We start from the raw sequence: 18,012 nt of genomic DNA, 5'->3' as shown, positions 1-18,012 counted from the left end.
TTTCATGCGGATCGCCAAATCGGCGCTGATCGATCCCGAACGCAATGAAATCTACGGAATGACGGCGGTTGCGCTGTCATTCTTCGTTTTCGCCTATTCGTCGCGTTTCGGGCAAATCTCGGTTCTGGCCTATTATGGCATGTGGCTGCCGCTGGTGGTGGTCGATTACCGGCGCGTGCTCGGCAACTATCCGCGTTATTTGTGGATTTTCGCCTTCGGCATTTTGACCGTTCTGTCTAGCTTCTGGTCGGAAGCTGCGTCGGTGACCATGCGCGCCTCCATCCAGTATATGACGCATATCGTCTGCGCGCTGATCGCGATGCGGGTGATCTCGATCCGAACGCTGACGCGTGGCGCGCTTATCGGCATCGCCGTCGTTCTGCTCTATTCGCTGCTGTTCGGCATCTACCTCTTTGATGCGCTTGACGGCACCTATAGTTTCGTCGGCGCTTTCTCCTCCAAGAACCAGCTCGGCTTTTATGCCTCGCTCGGCGTCATCTTTGCCGCCGCGTCGGTGCTGGTGCTCAAGCAAAGGGGCATCTGGCTGCCGATTGCCGGCGTCACCGGGCTCCTGTCGGCCTATAGCCTCCTTGCGTCGCAATCGGCCACATCCACTATTACCACGGCGGCGGTGGTCGCCCTCATCATCGGCTTCATTCCCATCGGCATGCTTTCGCCGGCGAACAGAAAGATGACATTTTTCGCGCTCGGTGGACTCGGCGCATTGCTGGTGGTCGCTTCCCTGCAATTCGGCCTGCTCGACGCCATTCTCGGCATTTTCGGCAAGGATTCGACGCTGACCGGCCGAACCTATCTCTGGCAGCAGGGCATCGAGGCGGCGAAACAGACGCCAATCCTCGGCGTTGGTTATCAGGGGTTCTGGGTCGCGGGTTTTCCCGATGCCGAACGCCTCTGGAACGATTTCTTCATTACCGGCCGCACCGGCTTCCACTTCCATAATACCTATATCGAAACCGTGGTGGAAAACGGATTCGTTGGCATGCTCCTGCTTGCCATGGTGCTTTACGGAACTTTGCTCGGGCATCTGCGCTCGGTGCTGATGCGCAAGAGCGACCCGCAAGGCGTCATCCTGTTTGCAATCTGCGCCCTGTTTGTCGTGCGTTCCTTCGTGGAGATCGACATCATCTTCCCCTACCAGATCGGTTCGTTCCTGCTTTATTTCGCAGCCGGGAAACTGTGCCTCCCGGCAAGGGCCGCAGAGGGTAGCGAGCCTCACCCGGCGATCGGCATGCGGTTACAGACGAGAGCCTAGAGATAATCCGCCGAGACATGCGGACTGGCGTGGATGAAACTCCACATGTCCTTGCTGACCTCGACGATATCGGCGATCGATTTTTCCAGCTGGCCGATTTCCTTCTCGTCCATGCGCTCGACCTTGCCGTAACGCACCTGGCTGTCGTCCTCCACCAGCCGCATCAGCTGTGTGCTGGCGATTTCGCCCTTCTCGTCGAAGGAATAGATGCAGTGATTGTATTTGTTGCGCGTCTTCGCTTCCTTCTTCAGCCGCGCCATGATGGAGAGGATCGTCTTGCGATCCTTCGCATCGGTGGAGGGAAGCTTCGCCAGGCGCTCGATGAGATCCATACGCGCCCGCGTGGTGTTGAGGGTCAGGAATACGACGATGGCCGCTTCCTTCTCCACTTTCAGGAGATGGACGATCAGATAGATCATCAGGCTTTCGGTGTTGGTCCACACGTAATTCAGCCTGCCGACCAGCAGCAATACGTCCGACATCACCGCCATGCCCGCTTCTCCCACCCCAAAAGAATTATACGGGCATTATATGCCGACAGGGGCAGGATTGACAGTGTAAATCCCTGTTATCTCTTCATCTTTCCTTGAAGGCGCGGGACATGCTGTCGGAGATCGGCTTGGTCAGATATTCGAAGAAGGTACGCTCCGAGGTCTGGATCAGCACGTCGGCGGGCATGCCGGGCACGGGATGGAAATTATGGACCTTGGCGATCTCTTCGTCAGGTATCTGGACGCGCACGATATAGACGTCCTTGACCTGCAGGCCGGCATTTTCCTCGATGCTATCGGCTGAAACGTAGAAAACCTTCCCATTCAGAACCGGCGTGGTGCGGCGGTCGAGTGCCGAGAGGCGGATCGCGGCGGTCTGCCCCTCATGCAGCTGGTCGATGGAGGTCCTGAGCACCTGTGCCTCGAGGATGAGGGGAACATGGGCGGGCAGGATTTCCATGATCGGCTTGCCTGTCGTGATGACGCCCCCAGGCGTGTGATAATAGGCGCGTACCACGGTGCCGTTGACGGGAGAGCGGATGATGGTGCGTTCCAGCACTTCGGCTGCGCCGCGCACCTGTTCGCGTACGCTGTCTAGATCGGATTCAGCAATTTCCAGCGCGTCGAGCGCCGCCTGCTTGTTGGCGTTGACGGCGATGATCGCTTCCTGCCTGAACTTGGCGATCTCCGCCTCACTCTGGTTCATTTCGCCGCTCAGCCGGGCGATGTCACCCATCACATCGGCAATGGCGCGCTCCAGCGCCAGCATGTCGGTCTTGCGAATGACGCCATCCTTCGCGAGCCTCTCCTTGGAATCGCGCTCCTGCGTCAAAAGCGCCAGTTGCCGGTCGAAGGACTGTTTTTGTCCGTCATAACCCGCATAGCGGAACTCCAGCGACCGGATGTTCTTGTCGATCAGGTTGAGCTGTTCCTCCAGCTTGACGAGCTTGCTGTGGAACACGATGTTCTGGCTCTGGATGATGGCGTTGATGTCAGGATCGCCGGCTTCCTTCATGACGATATCAGGCACCTTGAAGCCCTTTTCCCCCTGCGCTTCGGCGCGCAGGCGCGTGACGATGGTTTCGAGGCGAAGCCGTCTCATCTGCAACATGCGTTCATTGGCAAGTGCCGTCGTCTTGTCCAGCGTCAGAAGAACGTCGCCTTCCTTGACTGTCTCACCTTCGCTGATCATCATTTCCTTGATGATGCCGCCTTCGAGATGCTGGACGACCTTGTTGTTACCGGTGGCGACGAAACTACCCTGGGCGATGATGGCAGAGGAGAGCGGTGCCGTGCCGGCCCAAAATCCGAAACCACCGAAGGAAGCGAGCAGCACGGCAAGACCGATCGAACTATGCAGGCGGATCGAGCGCGGCACTTCGCTATACCATTCGAGCTGGCCCTGGGGTTTGATTTCGGCAACGGCGTTTTTCTTCTTGAACATGACGGTCCTCAACCCTCGATCTGCGGGGACTGGCTGGCCGGGCGGCCATTGCCGGAAAGCGCCTTCAGCACATCCATCCTTTCGCCGAACATGGCGACCGATCCGTCCTTCAGCACCATGATCTTGTCGACGCATTGAAGAAGCGCCGGGCGCTGGGTGATGGTGACGGTGGTGATGCCCTGTCTTTTGGCGTGCAGCAGGGCTTTGGCCAGCGCCTGTTCGCCCTGCGTATCCAGGTTGGAGTTCGGCTCGTCCAGCACCACGAATTTGGGGTCGCCGAAGAAGGCGCGGGCAAGCGCGATGCGCTGTTTCTGGCCGCCGGAAAGCGGCGCGCCGTCGGCGGCGACCACGGTCTCATAGCCCTGCGGAAAACCGGCGATCAGCTCATGCACATCGGCCAGCACCGCTGCCTCGTAAATCTGCCGGTCCTCGATATCGTCGCGCATGCGGCAGATATTGGCCTTGATGGTGCCCGGAAAAAGCTGCACGTCCTGCGGCAGATAGCCGATGCTTTCACCGAACTGCCGCTGGTCCCAGTTACGCAGATCCATGAGGTCGAGGCGCACATTGCCTGAAGTAGGCAGGATCGAGCCGACCAGCATCTTGCCGAGCGTCGTCTTGCCGGAGCCGGAATTGCCGATGATGGCAAGCGATTCCCCCTTTTTCAGCGAAAAGGAGATGCCGTTCAGGATCACCTTCTTCTGCGGCGGCGGCACGAAGAGGATGCGCTCCACGTCGAGACGCCCTTCCGGATTGGGCAGGCGCAGGCGCGGGAAATTCAGCGGCGAATTGACGAGAAGCTGCTTAATGCGGCCATAGGCGGCGGCCGATTTGTTGAATTGGTGCCAGCCCTCGATTGCCCCTTCGATGGGCGCCAGCGCACGGCCGGAAATGATGGAGGCCGCAATCACCATGCCGCCGGTCAGTTCACCTGATAGCGACAGATGCGCGCCCCAGCCAAGCAGCGCCACCTGGGTGATCATGCGCGCCGCCTTGGAAACGCCCGAGAACATGATGTTGCGATCCTGCGCCGCGACATGAGATTTCAGGGACCCTGCGGTTTCGCGCCCCCACATCTTCACCGCTTCCGGTATCATCGCCAGCGCATTGATGATCTGCGAATTGCGCGACATGGAGTCGAGGTGGAAATTGGCGCGGCTGAGATAACCGGACGCCTCGGAAAACTGTCTCGCGGTGAAGCGCTGATTCAACCAGGCGATAATGAACAGCACGGCGCAGCAGACCATGATGATGATGCCGAGATGCGGATGGACGAGATAGACCACCACGATAAAAAGCGGCATCAGCGGTGCGTCGAGAAAGGCGATGAGGGTGCCGGAGGTGATGAACGAACGCAATTGCTGCAAGTCCTGCAATGTCTGGTAGTCCTTGCCGCTGCCATGCAGGGAGGCGCGGGCGGCGGCCGAAAGGATTGGCGCGCCAAGCTGTACCTCAAGTTCGACGGCGGTTCGCATCAGGATGAAGCGGCGGATGGCGTCCATGAAGGCCTGCAGCAGAACCGCGCCGAGCACGGCAACAGTCAGCATGACAAGCGTATCCATCGAGCGGCTGGTCAATACTCGGTCGGAAATCTGGAACAGATAAAGGGGGATGGCGAGCAGCAGGACGTTGATGGCGACGGTGAACAGCATCACCACCACCATGTTGCGTCGCACGGCGGCGATGCCCTTGGCGAGACTTGCGGCGAAGTTGATCGGCTCGCTGCGCTTATGGAAACCGCTCTTGCTTCCGCCACCACCACCGCCGCCGCCACCACCGCCATTGTCCGTCGGTTCCTTGCCGCCACCACCCGTTACCGGTCGGCGCTCGTTTTCACGGATCGGCCCCTCATTGTTATCGATGGTCTTGACGAAAGGCAGGTCGGTATTGTCGATCTTGGCATGTGGTTCCGGCGGGGAGACGGGTTGCCGGTCCTGCTGAGGCGCCGGCTTTTCCGGGGGAACGTCGCGCAGCTGTTCCGCCTGTTCTGTTTTTGCATGAGGTTGGGGAAGAGATTGTGGGGGAATGATCTGCGTTGGTGATGAAATGGTTTTTGCGGCCTGTTCCGCGCCGGATAATTGGCGCAGGTTTTCGACGGCTTCATTGATGGCTGAAATACAGGCGTCCGTCAGTTTGCTGTCTTCCGCCTCCTGATCCAGCGGCAAATCCAGCGAGCGTCCGTCGGCAATGGTTTTTCTTGAAATATGATCCATTTTTTATCGGTCCCCTCGGTGATCTCACGGTGTTTGCGGTTCGGCCGTGACGGGACGCGATTGTCGCCCCGTCAGCCAAATCTACGCGGTCACCGCCTGCATGACGTCGGCCGAATGTCCGTTCGACCATGACAGGTCGTGACCGGCATTGATGACGCCATCGGATTCGTTTTCGATGGTGGCGGGATCGTCGTGAAGAAAGGCGATGACCTCGTTTGCCAGCTGACCCTGCTGGGGTTGCGACGTGTCGTTTTCGATGATGCCGCCCTGAATAAGGATGGCATCGGAATAAACGCCGCCGGCGACATAGGTGGTGGAGCCAAAGCTGTCGTAATCGACGATCTGCGCCAGATTGACGACGGCGTTGCTGCCGGTATCGATGTGGACGGTGGCGTCATCGTTGTTTTCGAGAACCTTGGCGGCTGCCTGCGTCACGTCGTCGGAATCGCCCAGCACGCTCACCTGCTTGATGATGCTGACATCATAAAGATTGCCGGTGATATAGAGGACGTTCAACCCCTCATAGCCGGCGAAATTGACGTCATGAGCCAGCGCATCCGGCATGTTGGGGTCGCGCGCGTTGATCGCGTTGACCGTCTGCGTCATGTAGTCAGGCATGGTTTCAAAACGGTCGTTGCTGCCAACATTGTGAATGGCGGCATCGTTCCACAGAAGGTTGTTGCCGGACTGGATGGTGGCGCCATCAGGCGCATCGGGATTGGCGCGCGCCCAGTCATTGTCGTAAAGCACGGCGATCTGGCTGATCAGGTTCATGTCCAGCACATTGCCGCCGACGATGATCAGGTCGTATTGCATGCCGATGCCGAGGAAATTCGCAATGTTGAGCGCGGCGTTGCCGCCCGTCAGCAGACTGACGGTAGCGCCCGAGGTGGTTATCGTCATCGTGTCGTTGTCGCTGACGAACTGGTATTGCTCGATCCAGTGCACGAAGGAAACGTCGCCTTCCAGCACGCTGACACGCCAGGCGGTGGGGAATATTGGGGGGGCGCCCGTTTCCTGGCTGTCCGCTGCGGCGTTTTCCGCGCCGGGATAGATGGTGCGCTCGAAGCTGGCGATGTTGAAGGCAACCGTCGCCGCCTGATCTTCCGAGTGTGTGAACACGGAGTCGATCTCGTCCCGGTCGCTATAGATATAGGCCTGGGTGATGGCGTCGATCTGATGATAATCGCCCATGACGGCGGTCACCGAAGTCATGACGCCTGTATTGACCAGAGTAGCGATGTTGGCGACGACGTTGGCGCCTGCGGCGACATCAAGGCTGTTGCCGGCCGGGCTATCCTCATGCAGCGAAACATCGCTCTTTTCCGGCTCTTCCGGCGGCTTGGCGATACCGCGATCGGGCATGTAGTCATCAAGCATCGGCTTTTCGCTGGCTGTCGAGCCATTGACGTAAAGACCGTCGATATCGTTGCCGGCCAGAACGAAATCCTGGTCCGCACCGGTGCCAAGAGAGGTGACATCGTTTTCACGGGCATGGTCGATATAGTCGTGTGCGGATTTGGCGAGCGCCTGCAGCGCATCGTAACTATCGGTGCGCTGGAAAACGGAAAAAGGCGTAAAGATAGCTGCTTCATTGTAGAACTCGACGGTACGCTCTGTCACGAAGCTGGTGTCGCGCCACACATAGGGGCCATCAGTCATGTTCAGATAGTCGTCGTCCTGAAGAATATTGACCTGCGCTACATGCGCGATGACCGAGCCGGGGCCGGGGTGAACCACCAGTTCATATTCTTCCTCAAAGGAAAGGCGGCCCGGGAAGCGGAAATGTGCGGCGGAAATATCGACCGGAATGGCATTTGCAAGCTGCTGCATGTCGTATTCGACAGCGCGGGCGAAATGCGGTCGGATATAGTCAAAATCATAATAGCCGGCGCTGTATTTGACGCCGGGGTCGTAGTCCTGCAGCGGCACGTCGTAGTTCTTGTCGAGCAGCTTTGCCGCTTCATCGTCCGGCAGGCGGTCCGGATCAGAACGTGCCGGGCCCTCGCTATAGTTGGTTCTCAGACGCGCATCCTCGATCACCGTGTCGAACAGGCCGATGAAATGCGCAATCATGTCCGAAATCTTGTCGATATGCATTGGAGGTCCCTCCCTGATCATCGCGGCAGAGCCTGGGGCTGCGCATGGCACACGTCTCAGAGGCGGTGCTTCGTTTTACGCAAACCCGGTCCTTCAACCGCGAACTGCACCGGCGGGTGCCGGTGCAGCTCTTTTCGTCAAGAGGTGGGTATCAGGAGTGATCCTCACCGACGTCAGAAACATGCGAGTTACCGCCTGTGATCGTGGCGTCAACTGCGTTGGAGAGCATGTTGGCACCCTGCACCAGTTCCAGATGGAAGCCGGAATTTGCAAGGATTGCCGATGCATCTGCAGTGCTGGTACCTGCGGCGTCGTCGCCGGCCTTGAGGTCCCATCCCTTGCCGTCGATGCCTTCGGCGCCGAAGGCGTCACCGGCATTGGCGCTCAGATGGTTTTCCGCACCGCCATTCTGCATCTTGATGTCATAGGCCTCATCCTGATCTGCCAGGTGGTTGGCCTGCACCATGCTGAAGCCGGTGTCGTTGCCGTCGCCATTGAGCGAGCCGTTGAGGATGTTGTCAACGTCCAGCGTGAAGGAGAAGTCGTCACCGAGGTTGAAGGTGAGGTCTCCGCCGGCGATGCCGAGATTGCCGACATCCTTGACGCCCGTGATGTTGCCGAAGTCGTCATCCGACTTGTAGAAACTGTCAGCGGAGTTGAAGCTGTCGGAGGTCGTTGTGGTCTTGGTGGAGGTGTCGTTGTCGGAATAGTTGGACGTCTTCGTGTCCGTATCCGTAATGGTCTTCACATTGGTGTCGTTGTCGCTGTACGACTTGCTTTCATAGCTCCAGTCGTAGTCGACCTTGATATCGGTGTTGGTTTCGGTGCTCGTCTTGGTGCTCGTGTCGTTGTCGCTATAGGACTTGCTGTCATAGCTCCAGTCATAGTCGTTGTCGCGATTGTCACCGTTATTGGCGGAAACATCGACCTTGGCGTCAACATCCACATTGGTGCTGTTGTCGCTGTTGTCGTTGTTGCGGTTTTCACCGTTTGCGGTACCGACGTTGCTGTCTTCCACCTTGGCGTCGTTGGTCGCCGTGTTGGCAAAACCATCGGAAAGCGCGCCGATCTTGGTGATATCGTCGCCGGACTTTGGATTATAACCCATTTCGATTTCCTCCGAAAAGCTCGGAGCAGCTTTCGAAATCCCTCTCATCTCAAACGGGATTTTTTCGCGCTTGCTCCGGGTAGCATTAAGATTGAGGTTTTGCAGATGCACTCGGTACGCATCATCTGCGGTTCGGTATTGACCCGTGACCGGGCTCTTTTCGTTCAGCCCTTGTGCGCTACTCGGTAAAACGGCGCACAAATCCGTTCCTCGCTCCGATGGGGAGCGCGGTGGCTTCGTCTTTTTCGCTTGGCATATTTCTTGAAAAGGAACCGGCGTTTTCAAACACACGTCAAGGCCGGAGGTGTCTTTCCATCGGCCGCCGTTCAGCGACGGTCAGACTGTGCCGCAGAAAAATTGCGCTTCCTAGATATCAATTCGGGCTAAACACATCGGCGCTTATCCCGAATATATATGTCACGAGTGGTGGGCCGGCGGTCCGTTTGCCGGTTTGGCCATAGAAAAATGCCGCAGCGCCGGGAGAAACACTGCTTTTCGAAAAACATGGTTTATTTCGGTGGGAAAAGGCCATTATCCCGAAAAGGCACAGCTCCGGGGGGCCTTCGCCGGTGAGCTATGTAAAGTGACATCAACTAAAAGTTATATTTTCCCGGATTGCAAAACCACAGCGAAAGCTTTTCCGACGTGTTTGTTTTTGCGGCGGTTACCGGATGAGTGATTCTATCTCTGCGTAACCAATTTTGTATGTCAATTGTAAAAAATAACCCGTTTGGGCCATTTATTTACAAAGCTTTTCGTATTAGCGTGTGTTAATTAACGGGTGATTAATAATAATTGACATGACCTGAGGCGGGGAATCGTCCCTAAAGATCGAGGGAGAAAGATACCCGGCGGACAACAGACTGCACAACCAAAAGAACGTAATGCGTAAGCGCTTTAGGGAGGCGTCAATGTTCATGGGAACTTCAGATTATGCGGCAAAACAAAAAAACGCCGTTGCTCCTATAAATGGAACTTTATTGGTCATCGCGGATCCGGACCTGTTTTCCGAGTGCCTCATGGAGGCGCTGGGCAAAAAGTTCCCTACATTCGCGGTGGTGAGTATAACCTCGTCAGGGGGGATCGAGGACGATTACGGTAACAATGTGCGGTTGGTTTTGCCTTACCGGATGTCCGGTGAGCGCCTTCATGCCGTTCTTTCGGAGGTTCGGGAAAAGCATCCCGATGCGCCGATCGCGCTCGTCGTCGAAACCATCGACAAATTCGAAGAGCCGCTGAAAAGGCTGGTGGGAATGCGCGTCATTGATGGCGTGCTGCCGCTCAATCTCAGGCTCGATGTCTTTATGGCGGCCGTCGATCTGCTTATGAAGGGCGGGGAACATTTTCCCGCAGCTCTTCTGGGCAAGCTCACGCCCTATTCGCCTTCCATCAACGGCAAGAGCGTTCAAAGCAATGCCGTGATCGCCAACCGCGCCGATGCCCTTGCTGCGAGCAGGGGTGACGTGGCCGCGCTGACGACGCGCGAGGTGCAAATCCTCGACCTGCTTTGCAAGGGGACGCAAAACAAGATCATCGCTGATCGGCTGCATCTGTCCGAGAACACTGTCAAGGTTCACGTTCGCAATATCTATAAGAAAATGAACGTGCGCAACCGCACGGAGGCGGCGTCGCGCTTCTTCAACAAAGACGAAGACACGACCTTCTCCGGCGGCTGGAAGAACTGAGCGTCGGGGCGGCTAGAGCCGTCCGGACGCCAGTTCCCTCCGGTTTCTCTCCAGGAGGCTCAGGGCCTCAGGAAGCAGCGGGATTTCTGCCCGAATCCGCTCGGTGAGCAGATATAGGGAGAAGAACCCGAATAGGACTGCCGCGATGCCGCGGGTGTGCCCGAGGCATCGGCAACAAGCGTAACGGCTGCGTTGCCGGTTTTTTGATAACCGTAGGACGCCTTCGCCGGAGCAACCCGGCTGTTGATCGTGGCGGTATTGGCCGACGCGGTCTTGATGAGAACGGCGTCTTCGACCACTGAGCATGAAGCCGTCGCGAAAGTGAAAGTTACAAGTGCTGCGGCAACAAGCGCAAAACGACAATGGCGGGCTGCTTTGCCGCCATGGGAATAAGGCATTTCATTCATCATGTGTGTCCCCTGAAATCGACTGTCTGTCGCATCTCGCCGGGCGGTTTTGTTCCCGGTGGACCGAGCCTTACAAAACCAGGATAGCCCCGACTGGTTGAGCGAAGCTTGCGCTAATGCTCAATAAGAAAGGCATAATGGAGGCGTAGTTAAAAAGTATTAAATCAAGAGGATATTTTGAGTAATTTTGGGTAATCAATTGTAATATTTTGATGAAATTAAGTTGACCAGTTTTCTGCCACGCCTATCATGAAAGTTGAAATTTATCGAATCGAAATATTAAAACATCCAGAATAAGTAAAAACCGGAAGGTGATATTCAAGATATCGTACAATCGGGAGTTTGATCCAGTTTAGTTGAATCAGCTGCGCTGATTCATCATGGGGAGGAGTGTGTAATGCGTAATTTCGTTCCCAACGAAAATGACAACGGCGTCACCATCTACTCCGAGTGGAGGCCTGGCCAACGTGTTCTCGTCAATGGCGGCGCCGGTTTTCTCGGTTCCCATCTTTGCGAACGCCTGCTGAGTTGCGGTCACGAGGTGATCTGTCTCGACGATCTCTCGACCGGGCGCACTGCGAATGTGGCGCATTTGCGGGACAATAAGCGTTTTTTGCTAGTCGAACACGATGTGCGCAAACCCTATGACATCGATGTCTCGCTGATCTTCAACTTCGCCTCACCGGCCTCACCGCCAGATTATCAGCGCGATCCCGTCGGCACGCTGCTCACCAATGTGCTTGGCGCCGTCAACGTGCTCGAGGTAGCGCGCAGATGCGGTGCAACCGTAGTGCAGTCGTCGACCTCGGAAGTCTACGGCGATCCGCACGTCAATCCGCAGCCGGAAACCTATTTCGGCAATGTAAATACAATCGGGCCGCGAGCTTGTTACGATGAAGGGAAACGCAGCGCCGAAACGCTGTTTTTCGATTATCACCGTAGCTTCGGTGTCGATATCAAGGTGGGACGCATCTTCAACACCTATGGGCCGCGTATGCGCCCGGATGACGGACGTGTGGTTTCGAACTTCATCGTCCAGGCGTTGAAGGGCGCTGACATCACCATTTACGGCGATGGCAGCCAGACCCGTTCCTTCTGCTATGTCGATGACCTGATCGACGGTTTCCTGCGCTTCTCGGCCAAGCCGAAGGATTGCACCGGGCCGATCAATCTCGGCAACCCGACGGAAATTCCGGTGCGGCAGCTCGCCGATATCGTCATCCGCATGACGGGTTCCCGGTCGCGCATCGTGCATCTGCCCGCCGCGATCGATGATCCGCAGCAGCGTCGCCCCGATATTTCGCGGGCAAAGGAACTGTTGAGATGGCAGCCGCGCGTGCCGCTCGAAATCGGCCTGGAAAAAACCATCGTCTATTTCGATGCACTGCTGGCAGGCAAGACTGTAGCGGAGGCCGTATGAGATGCCCCGCACAATCCTCGTCACGGGCGGGGCCGGATTCATAGGCAGCCACATCTGCAAGGCGCTGGCCCAATCCGGCTTCAAGCCCATCGCTTATGACAATCTCTCGACGGGTCACGCGGATTCTGTCCGCTGGGGTCCCTTCATCGAGGGGGATATTCTGGATCGTGGTCTCCTGAAGGCCACGCTCAGGGAATTCTCGCCGGCCTTCGTCATTCATTGCGCCGCCAATGCCTATGTCGGCGAATCCGTCGAAGATCCGCGCAAATATTACCGCAACAATGTCGGCGGCAGCCTGGCGCTCCTGGATGCCTGTCTCGACCAGAATATCGGCGGGCTGGTGTTTTCTTCCAGCTGCGCCACCTATGGCGTTCCGCCGCAATTGCCGATCCGCGAGGAAACGGCACAAATGCCGGTCAACCCTTACGGGCGCACCAAGCTGATATTCGAAATGGCGCTTGATGATTATGCTGCGGCCTATGGTCTGCGGTTCGTTGCCCTGCGTTACTTCAATGCCGCCGGTGCCGATCCGGACGGTGAGCTTTACGAACGGCATGAGCCTGAAACCCATCTGATCCCGCGGGCGCTGATGGCGGCTGCCGCACGGCTGCCGCAACTGGATGTCTTCGGGGCGGATTACGACACCAGCGACGGCACCTGCATTCGCGATTATATCCATGTCAGCGACCTGGCCGATGCCCATGTCGCCGCCGTCAACTATCTTGCCGAGGGTGGCGAGACGTTGCGCGTCAATCTCGGCTCCGGTCACGGCACATCCGTCGGTGACATCATCCGGGCGATCCACCGCGTGACGGGGCAGGAAGTGCCGGTTCATTTCGGTGCGAGGCGTGCCGGCGATCCGCCAGCCCTGTTTGCGGATATAAAGCGTGCGGAAGAGATGCTCGGCTTTATCCCGAAGCGTTCGGATATCGATACCATCATCCGGACGGCCGGTCCCGGTTTCGGACTGGAGGTGCGGTCATGAAAGCGCGTTCAACCCCTTCCGTTCCCTCGGCCCGCGCCGTCGCAGTCACCAGCGATCTGCGGATGCTGCCGGTCTTTGCCGGCTGGAACCGCATGGCCTATCTTCTCGGCATCGGCGGATGGATGGTGACGCTCGCCTATTTCTGGATCTGGTGGCTTGATCGCGATCGCGTCATCGACTGGCCCTATTATACCGTCGTCACGATCACGCTCGCGTGGATCACGCTTCTGCCGTCCTATTTCATCTTCATCTTTCTCAACGCAAGGGTCGTCGACCGGCGCTCCCCTCTGCCACGGGGCAGGGTGGCGATGGTCGTCACCAAGGCGCCGTCGGAACCTTTCGCTGTGGTGAAGAAGACGCTGCTCGCGATGCTGGAGCAGAAGGGCCTGGAGTTCGACGTGTGGCTTGCCGATGAGGCTCCGGATGCGGAAACGCTGAAATGGTGTGGCGCGCACGGCGTTTTCGTTTCCACCCGACAGGGTGTCGCCGAGTATCATCGCAAGAGCTGGCCTCGGCGCACGCGCTGCAAGGAGGGCAATCTTGCCTATTTCTACGACCATTACGGGTATGGGCGTTATGATTTCGTCGCGCAGTTCGATGCGGATCATGTGCCGGAACCGGATTATCTGAGCGAGATCATCCGTCCCTTTGCTGATCCGAAGGTGGGATATGTTTCGGCCCCGAGCATTTGCGATGCCAATGCCGGTGAAAGCTGGGCGGCGCGCGGCAGGCTATATGCCGAGGCGAGCCTGCATGGCGCGCTGCAGCTGGGTTACAATAATGGTTGGGCGCCGCTCTGCATCGGCTCGCACTACGCCGTGCGCACGAAGGCCCTGCGTGAAGTGGGCGGCCTGGGGCCGGAGCTTGCCGAGGATCATTCCACCACGCTTCTGATGAATGCCGGAGGCTGGCGCGGTGTTCACGCCGTCAACGCCATCGCCCATGGCGACGGACCGGTGACGTTTGCCGATCTCATCGTGCAGGAGTTTCAGTGGTCGCGTAGCCTTATGACCATTCTGCTGCAATATTCGCGGCACTATGTGCCGAAGCTGTCGCCGCGGCTGAAGTTCCAGTTCCTGTTTTCGCAGCTCTGGTATCCCCTGTTTTCCGGCTTCATGGCGCTGATGTTCGTGCTTCCCGCCGTTGCGCTGATGCGCGGTGATGTGCTGGTCAACGCGTCCTATCCGGCGTTCCTGGCGCATTTCCTGCCGGTTTCGCTGATCATGATCGTCTTTGCGTTCTTCTGGCGTGCCACGGGCGCATTCCGTCCGCATGATGCGAAGCTCTTCAGCTGGGAAGCTATAGTGTTTCTGTTCCTGCGCTGGCCCTGGTCGCTGATGGGTGTGTTGGCGGCAATACGCGACACGATCCGTGGCGATTTCGTCGATTTCCGCATCACACCGAAGGGCACGCAGGCAAAACCGCCGCTGCCGCTGAGGGTAGTCGCGCCTTACATTCTTCTGGCAGCGCTCAGCCTTGTGGCCATGGTTCTGGCGCCGCGTGAAAACGGGGCGGAGGGCTTCTTCGTCTTCGCCGCCCTCAATGTGGCGATCTATGCGGGCCTTTCGGTGTTTCTGCTCATCCGCCATGCGATGGAAAACGGGGTGCCAAGGCTGCCGGCATTGCGTGGGGGAGCGACCGCTGCTGCCTGTTCGCTGCTGCTGGTGGCGGGGAGTGCCGCAGAACTCAGCTCCCATGCGATCGGCGGGCTGGAAGCCCTGTCGCACGGGCAACCCTATGTCAGTTTCACTGAAACGCGGTTCACGGTCGCCGGCGCGGGCGTGGAGGGTGCCAGATCGGTACGTCTGAAACTGCGCATCGCCGTGCCGGGACTGCGTGGACCGCAGGAAATGCAGGCGGAACCCATGGTGGTGCCGCCGCCGGCGGTGACAACCGGAGAGATCATGCTGGCCGACAATAGGGTCGGACAATGAAGGAGGAGGCTGTGATGAAAACAACAATAAGCAAATGCGGATTCTCCGCTTTCGTACTCTGTCTTGCGGTGGTCGTGCCAAGCGCCGTCCACGCTGCAGGCGGCACGAAGACGCCGAAACCGCTCAGAACCAGCGAAGTCGTGGACATGTACTTCGACAAGACCTGGAAATGGGAAACGGGCGGCGGACGCTTCATTGCCGATGGCCGCAAATTCGTCGCCGCAACGGAAGAAAAGGGCAAGAAGTCCATCGGTGAAGGCCGCTGGACCGTCGATGCCAATGGCACCCTGTGCATGCGCGCCACCTGGAAAAGCGCGGCAGGAAACGGCAAGGCCGATACCTGCTTCGACCATGGCCGCATTGGCAAGGTGCTCTACCAGCGCAAGCAGGGCGGGCCATGGTACGTGTTCCGGCACAACCCACCGCGCCCTGGCGATGAGTTCCTCAAACTCGTCCGCAAGGACGATGTCACGCCGCAGATCGCCGCTTACGACAAGGCGATGACGGCAACAAGGTAGGGAGTAAGGTGTCATGCAGATAACAAGAAGAAAACTTCTGTTCGCAGGTGGTGCCGCCGCAGCCTTTACCGCCGGTATGTATCCGGTGCTCAAGCTCGACGCACAGGGTGTCGCCCCCATGACGTCGACGGGCATGAAGACACTTGCCGACAAAAGACCGACATTGCATGCGGACGGTATCCGTTTCGGTGCCTACGATCCGCACGGCGATTTCACGGCCCAGACCGGGGTGGCGTCGGAACATCTGTTCCTGCCCTGGGAAGACGTGGATCTCGACAGTCTTGCACTTGCGGATGCCTACGCTCTGGAGCGCAAGCGCAACGTGTTGATCACGGTCGAACCCTGGTCCTGGGACGTTAACTGGCGGCTCACCTCCGACGAGTTGCGCCGCAAGGTGATGAGAGGTGACTATGACCAGAACATGCAGGCGATCGCCGCGCGCATGTCGGCGATGAAAAGCCCGCTGATCCTGCGCTGGGGGCAGGAAATGGAAGACACGTCCGGCCGCTTCTCGTGGTCGGGCTGGAACCCGCGTGATTACATCACGGCGTATAAACGCATGGTGGACATGACCCGCAAGGCGGTTCCCAGCGTCAAGGTGATGTGGTCACCGAAAGGTCTGGAGGGTCTGCAGGCCTACTACCCCGGTGATAGTTACGCCGATCTGGTCGGCCTTTCGGTCTTCGGTCTCGAGGAGTACGACAAGATCGAATATGGCGGACCGAAGACCTTCACCGATCTGCTGCGCAAGGGCTATGGACTTGTCGAAACCTTCAACAAGCCGGTCTGGGTTGCCGAACTGGGTTATGAAGGCGGCGATTCCTATGTTCGTCCGTGGATGAACGACGTGACGCTGAAACAGGCGGATTTTCCAAAGCTGGAAGAGGTCGTCTATTTCAACGACAAGGATGTTCATTCCTGGCCGCACAATCTCGGCAGACCGGACTGGCGCGTCGTGCGCCCGGCCAAGGCCTGATCGACGTCGAAAACCGGCGAGCGGCGATGTCGCTCGTCCGGTGGTCCGATGCTAGTTAGCCGTCGCCAGCACGGCCTCGGCCTCATAGATGGCGCAGACGATGTGATAAAAGGTGCTTGCCGGCGCCGGCTCGTCGAGCATCGGCCTGTCGGCCGGCCATTTGTCGAACCAGAGACCCTTGACCGGCGTGTCGAGGAAAGGCTGCAGCGCGCCGATGGCGCTGAGACCGGAGGCAAGGTAACGCTGCCGTTCCTCGCCGTTCGTGACGCTCGCCAGCCGCACCGAAGCCTTCAGCCATTCCGTCTGCGGCCATAACCGCGCCAGCCCGTCATGCACCGAAAAATCGTCGTAGAGGCTCATCACCGCCACCTTGCGGCGCGGGCAGATGCCGTGCTCTTCGCCGATCTGGAACAGGCGTTTTGCCTTGTCGATCGCTTCATCGTTTCCGCGCAGGCTGCCCCAGCGCACCAGAAGCCATGCCCATTCGAACTGGTGGCCCGGCTCCATGATCCGGCCCTTGTCGCTGTCGTGGGGTGTCCAGTCATGGGCGAAGAACTCGCGCAGCCCGCCATTGCCGCTATCGATGAAGCGGGTTAGCGCCAGACCGGCAATCTCATCGGCAAGCGCCGACCATGGGCCTTGCGGGTCCTGCTGCTCCCAGGCCAACATCGCCTCGAAAAGATGCATATGCGGATTGGAGCAGAGCGGTGCGCGCGGCGGGTTTTCTTCCTCGAAGCCCGCAATGGGATGTCTGTAGTCGCGCTCGAGGATGGCAAGAATATCGAGCGCCCGGCCGCGCATCTCGTCCCTGCGCTCGGGAAGGCTGGCGGCCGTCTGTGCGGCGGCGAAAAGCGCAAAGGCCTGATTGTAAAGATCGAAGGAGGGGTCGATCAGCCTGCCGGTCTGGTCGGCAAGGTTGCCGTAAAGGCCGTTTTCAAGGCGATAAACCTTCTCGAACCAGAAGAGACCGTGCAGGAGCGCATCTTTCCACGGCCCCTGCCATCCGTGCTGGCCGGCGGCGGCAAAACAATAGGCCTGACGCGGCTGCACGCGGGCGCGGCGGTCAGCGGAAAAAACCGGCTTCGCATCCTGGCCGAGACGCGCGTAAAAGCCGCCATCCGGGCGGGCCGAACCCGCCTCCCACCACAGGGGCAGGGCGTCTTTATCCAGCCATTTGCGCAATGTTCCGATCTCTTCGGCAAGCGTCTGCGCGATGCTCGGAAATTGCACTGTCATATGGTAACTCTCTGTTTTTACAGTTGAATTAAAAATTTGACCAATAAAAATACGTAATAATAGACGCAAGTAGACCATGGGACATATTGCGCTGCAACCGTAAAATTATCGGCCTGACAGGACGCCAGCCCCTGGCGGCGTCATTAGTTCCCCTTCTTTCGTGGGAGATGAGGGCCGCAACGGCGATTCGCGAGTCATAAAGTGTCAGAAATTACAACGCAA

General features: G+C 58.2%; 14 protein-coding genes. 7 read left to right on the top strand and 7 right to left on the bottom strand.

The window, feature by feature from the left end:
* The first annotated feature begins 4 nt into the window (after positions 1 to 4).
* Positions 5 to 1,273 carry an O-antigen ligase family protein gene (locus ASB65_RS16985; RefSeq protein WP_060724778.1) on the top strand — a complete coding sequence of 423 codons (1,269 nt, stop codon included), beginning with the start codon at positions 5 to 7 and terminating at the stop codon, positions 1,271 to 1,273.
* Here the strand turns inward: ASB65_RS16985 and ASB65_RS16980 are convergent.
* From ASB65_RS16980 to ASB65_RS16960, 5 genes are all read right to left on the bottom strand, one after another.
* Positions 1,270 to 1,764, bottom strand: coding sequence for a hypothetical protein (locus tag ASB65_RS16980; RefSeq protein WP_003506345.1), 495 nt, complete (start codon positions 1,762 to 1,764; stop codon positions 1,270 to 1,272). The two genes, ASB65_RS16985 and ASB65_RS16980, sit on opposite strands and share 4 nt — an antisense overlap.
* A gap of 85 nt (positions 1,765 to 1,849) precedes the next feature.
* A complete protein-coding gene (locus ASB65_RS16975; RefSeq protein ID WP_003506347.1) occupies positions 1,850 to 3,208 on the bottom strand; it encodes an HlyD family type I secretion periplasmic adaptor subunit in 1,359 nt (452 codons plus the stop codon).
* Between the two features lie 8 nt (positions 3,209 to 3,216).
* Complete coding sequence (locus ASB65_RS16970) at positions 3,217 to 5,421, bottom strand: type I secretion system permease/ATPase (RefSeq protein WP_060724777.1); 2,205 nt, start codon at positions 5,419 to 5,421, stop codon at positions 3,217 to 3,219.
* A gap of 81 nt (positions 5,422 to 5,502) precedes the next feature.
* Entirely contained in the window at positions 5,503 to 7,521 is a 2,019-nt protein-coding gene (locus tag ASB65_RS16965; protein WP_060724776.1) for a hypothetical protein, read from the bottom strand.
* A gap of 151 nt (positions 7,522 to 7,672) precedes the next feature.
* Positions 7,673 to 8,629: a hypothetical protein gene (locus tag ASB65_RS16960; RefSeq protein WP_003506352.1), complete on the bottom strand. Its 957-nt coding sequence runs from the start codon at positions 8,627 to 8,629 to the stop codon at positions 7,673 to 7,675.
* Positions 8,630 to 9,540: 911 nt separating this feature from the next.
* Between ASB65_RS16960 and ASB65_RS16955 the strand changes: the two genes are divergently transcribed.
* Positions 9,541 to 10,314 (top strand): helix-turn-helix domain-containing protein, encoded by a 774-nt coding sequence (locus ASB65_RS16955; protein WP_020809646.1) that lies wholly within the window; start codon positions 9,541 to 9,543, stop codon positions 10,312 to 10,314.
* A gap of 59 nt (positions 10,315 to 10,373) precedes the next feature.
* On the opposite strand, the gene ASB65_RS16950 is transcribed toward ASB65_RS16955, so the two are convergent.
* The gene (locus ASB65_RS16950; protein ID WP_020011870.1) at positions 10,374 to 10,724 is read right to left on the bottom strand and encodes a hypothetical protein; all 351 of its coding nucleotides are present in this window, start codon (positions 10,722 to 10,724) and stop codon (positions 10,374 to 10,376) included.
* 394 nt (positions 10,725 to 11,118) lie between these two features.
* On the opposite strand from ASB65_RS16950, the gene ASB65_RS16945 reads away from it, so the two are divergent.
* The 5 genes from ASB65_RS16945 to ASB65_RS16925 are packed head-to-tail and all read left to right on the top strand — an operon-like array spanning position 11,119 to position 16,554.
* Positions 11,119 to 12,141 carry a UDP-glucuronic acid decarboxylase family protein gene (locus tag ASB65_RS16945; RefSeq protein ID WP_060724775.1) on the top strand — a complete coding sequence of 341 codons (1,023 nt, stop codon included), beginning with the start codon at positions 11,119 to 11,121 and terminating at the stop codon, positions 12,139 to 12,141.
* 1 nt (position 12,142) lies between these two features.
* On the top strand, positions 12,143 to 13,126 hold the full coding sequence (gene galE, locus ASB65_RS16940) for a UDP-glucose 4-epimerase GalE (RefSeq protein WP_003506360.1): 984 nt from the start codon (positions 12,143 to 12,145) through the stop codon (positions 13,124 to 13,126).
* Positions 13,123 to 15,060, top strand: a complete 1,938-nt coding sequence (locus ASB65_RS16935; RefSeq protein WP_060724774.1) for a glycosyltransferase family 2 protein — start codon at positions 13,123 to 13,125, stop codon at positions 15,058 to 15,060. The genes galE and ASB65_RS16935 overlap by 4 nt, the downstream gene beginning before the upstream one ends.
* Positions 15,061 to 15,074: 14 nt before the next feature.
* Positions 15,075 to 15,578, top strand: a complete 504-nt coding sequence (locus ASB65_RS16930; protein WP_003506364.1) for a DUF995 domain-containing protein — start codon at positions 15,075 to 15,077, stop codon at positions 15,576 to 15,578.
* A 13-nt stretch (positions 15,579 to 15,591) separates the two neighbouring features.
* Positions 15,592 to 16,554 carry a glycoside hydrolase family 26 protein gene (locus tag ASB65_RS16925; protein WP_060724773.1) on the top strand — a complete coding sequence of 321 codons (963 nt, stop codon included), beginning with the start codon at positions 15,592 to 15,594 and terminating at the stop codon, positions 16,552 to 16,554.
* A gap of 51 nt (positions 16,555 to 16,605) precedes the next feature.
* On the opposite strand, the gene ASB65_RS16920 is transcribed toward ASB65_RS16925, so the two are convergent.
* Positions 16,606 to 17,790: an AGE family epimerase/isomerase gene (locus tag ASB65_RS16920; protein ID WP_060724772.1), complete on the bottom strand. Its 1,185-nt coding sequence runs from the start codon at positions 17,788 to 17,790 to the stop codon at positions 16,606 to 16,608.
* Between the last annotated feature and the right edge of the window lie 222 nt (positions 17,791 to 18,012).

It is taken from the genome of Agrobacterium tumefaciens str. B6 (assembly GCF_001541315.1).
Classification (GTDB): domain Bacteria; phylum Pseudomonadota; class Alphaproteobacteria; order Rhizobiales; family Rhizobiaceae; genus Agrobacterium; species Agrobacterium radiobacter.
Note: the sequence above shows the minus strand (reverse complement) of the source record. Positions and strands in the feature narration are given on the sequence as shown.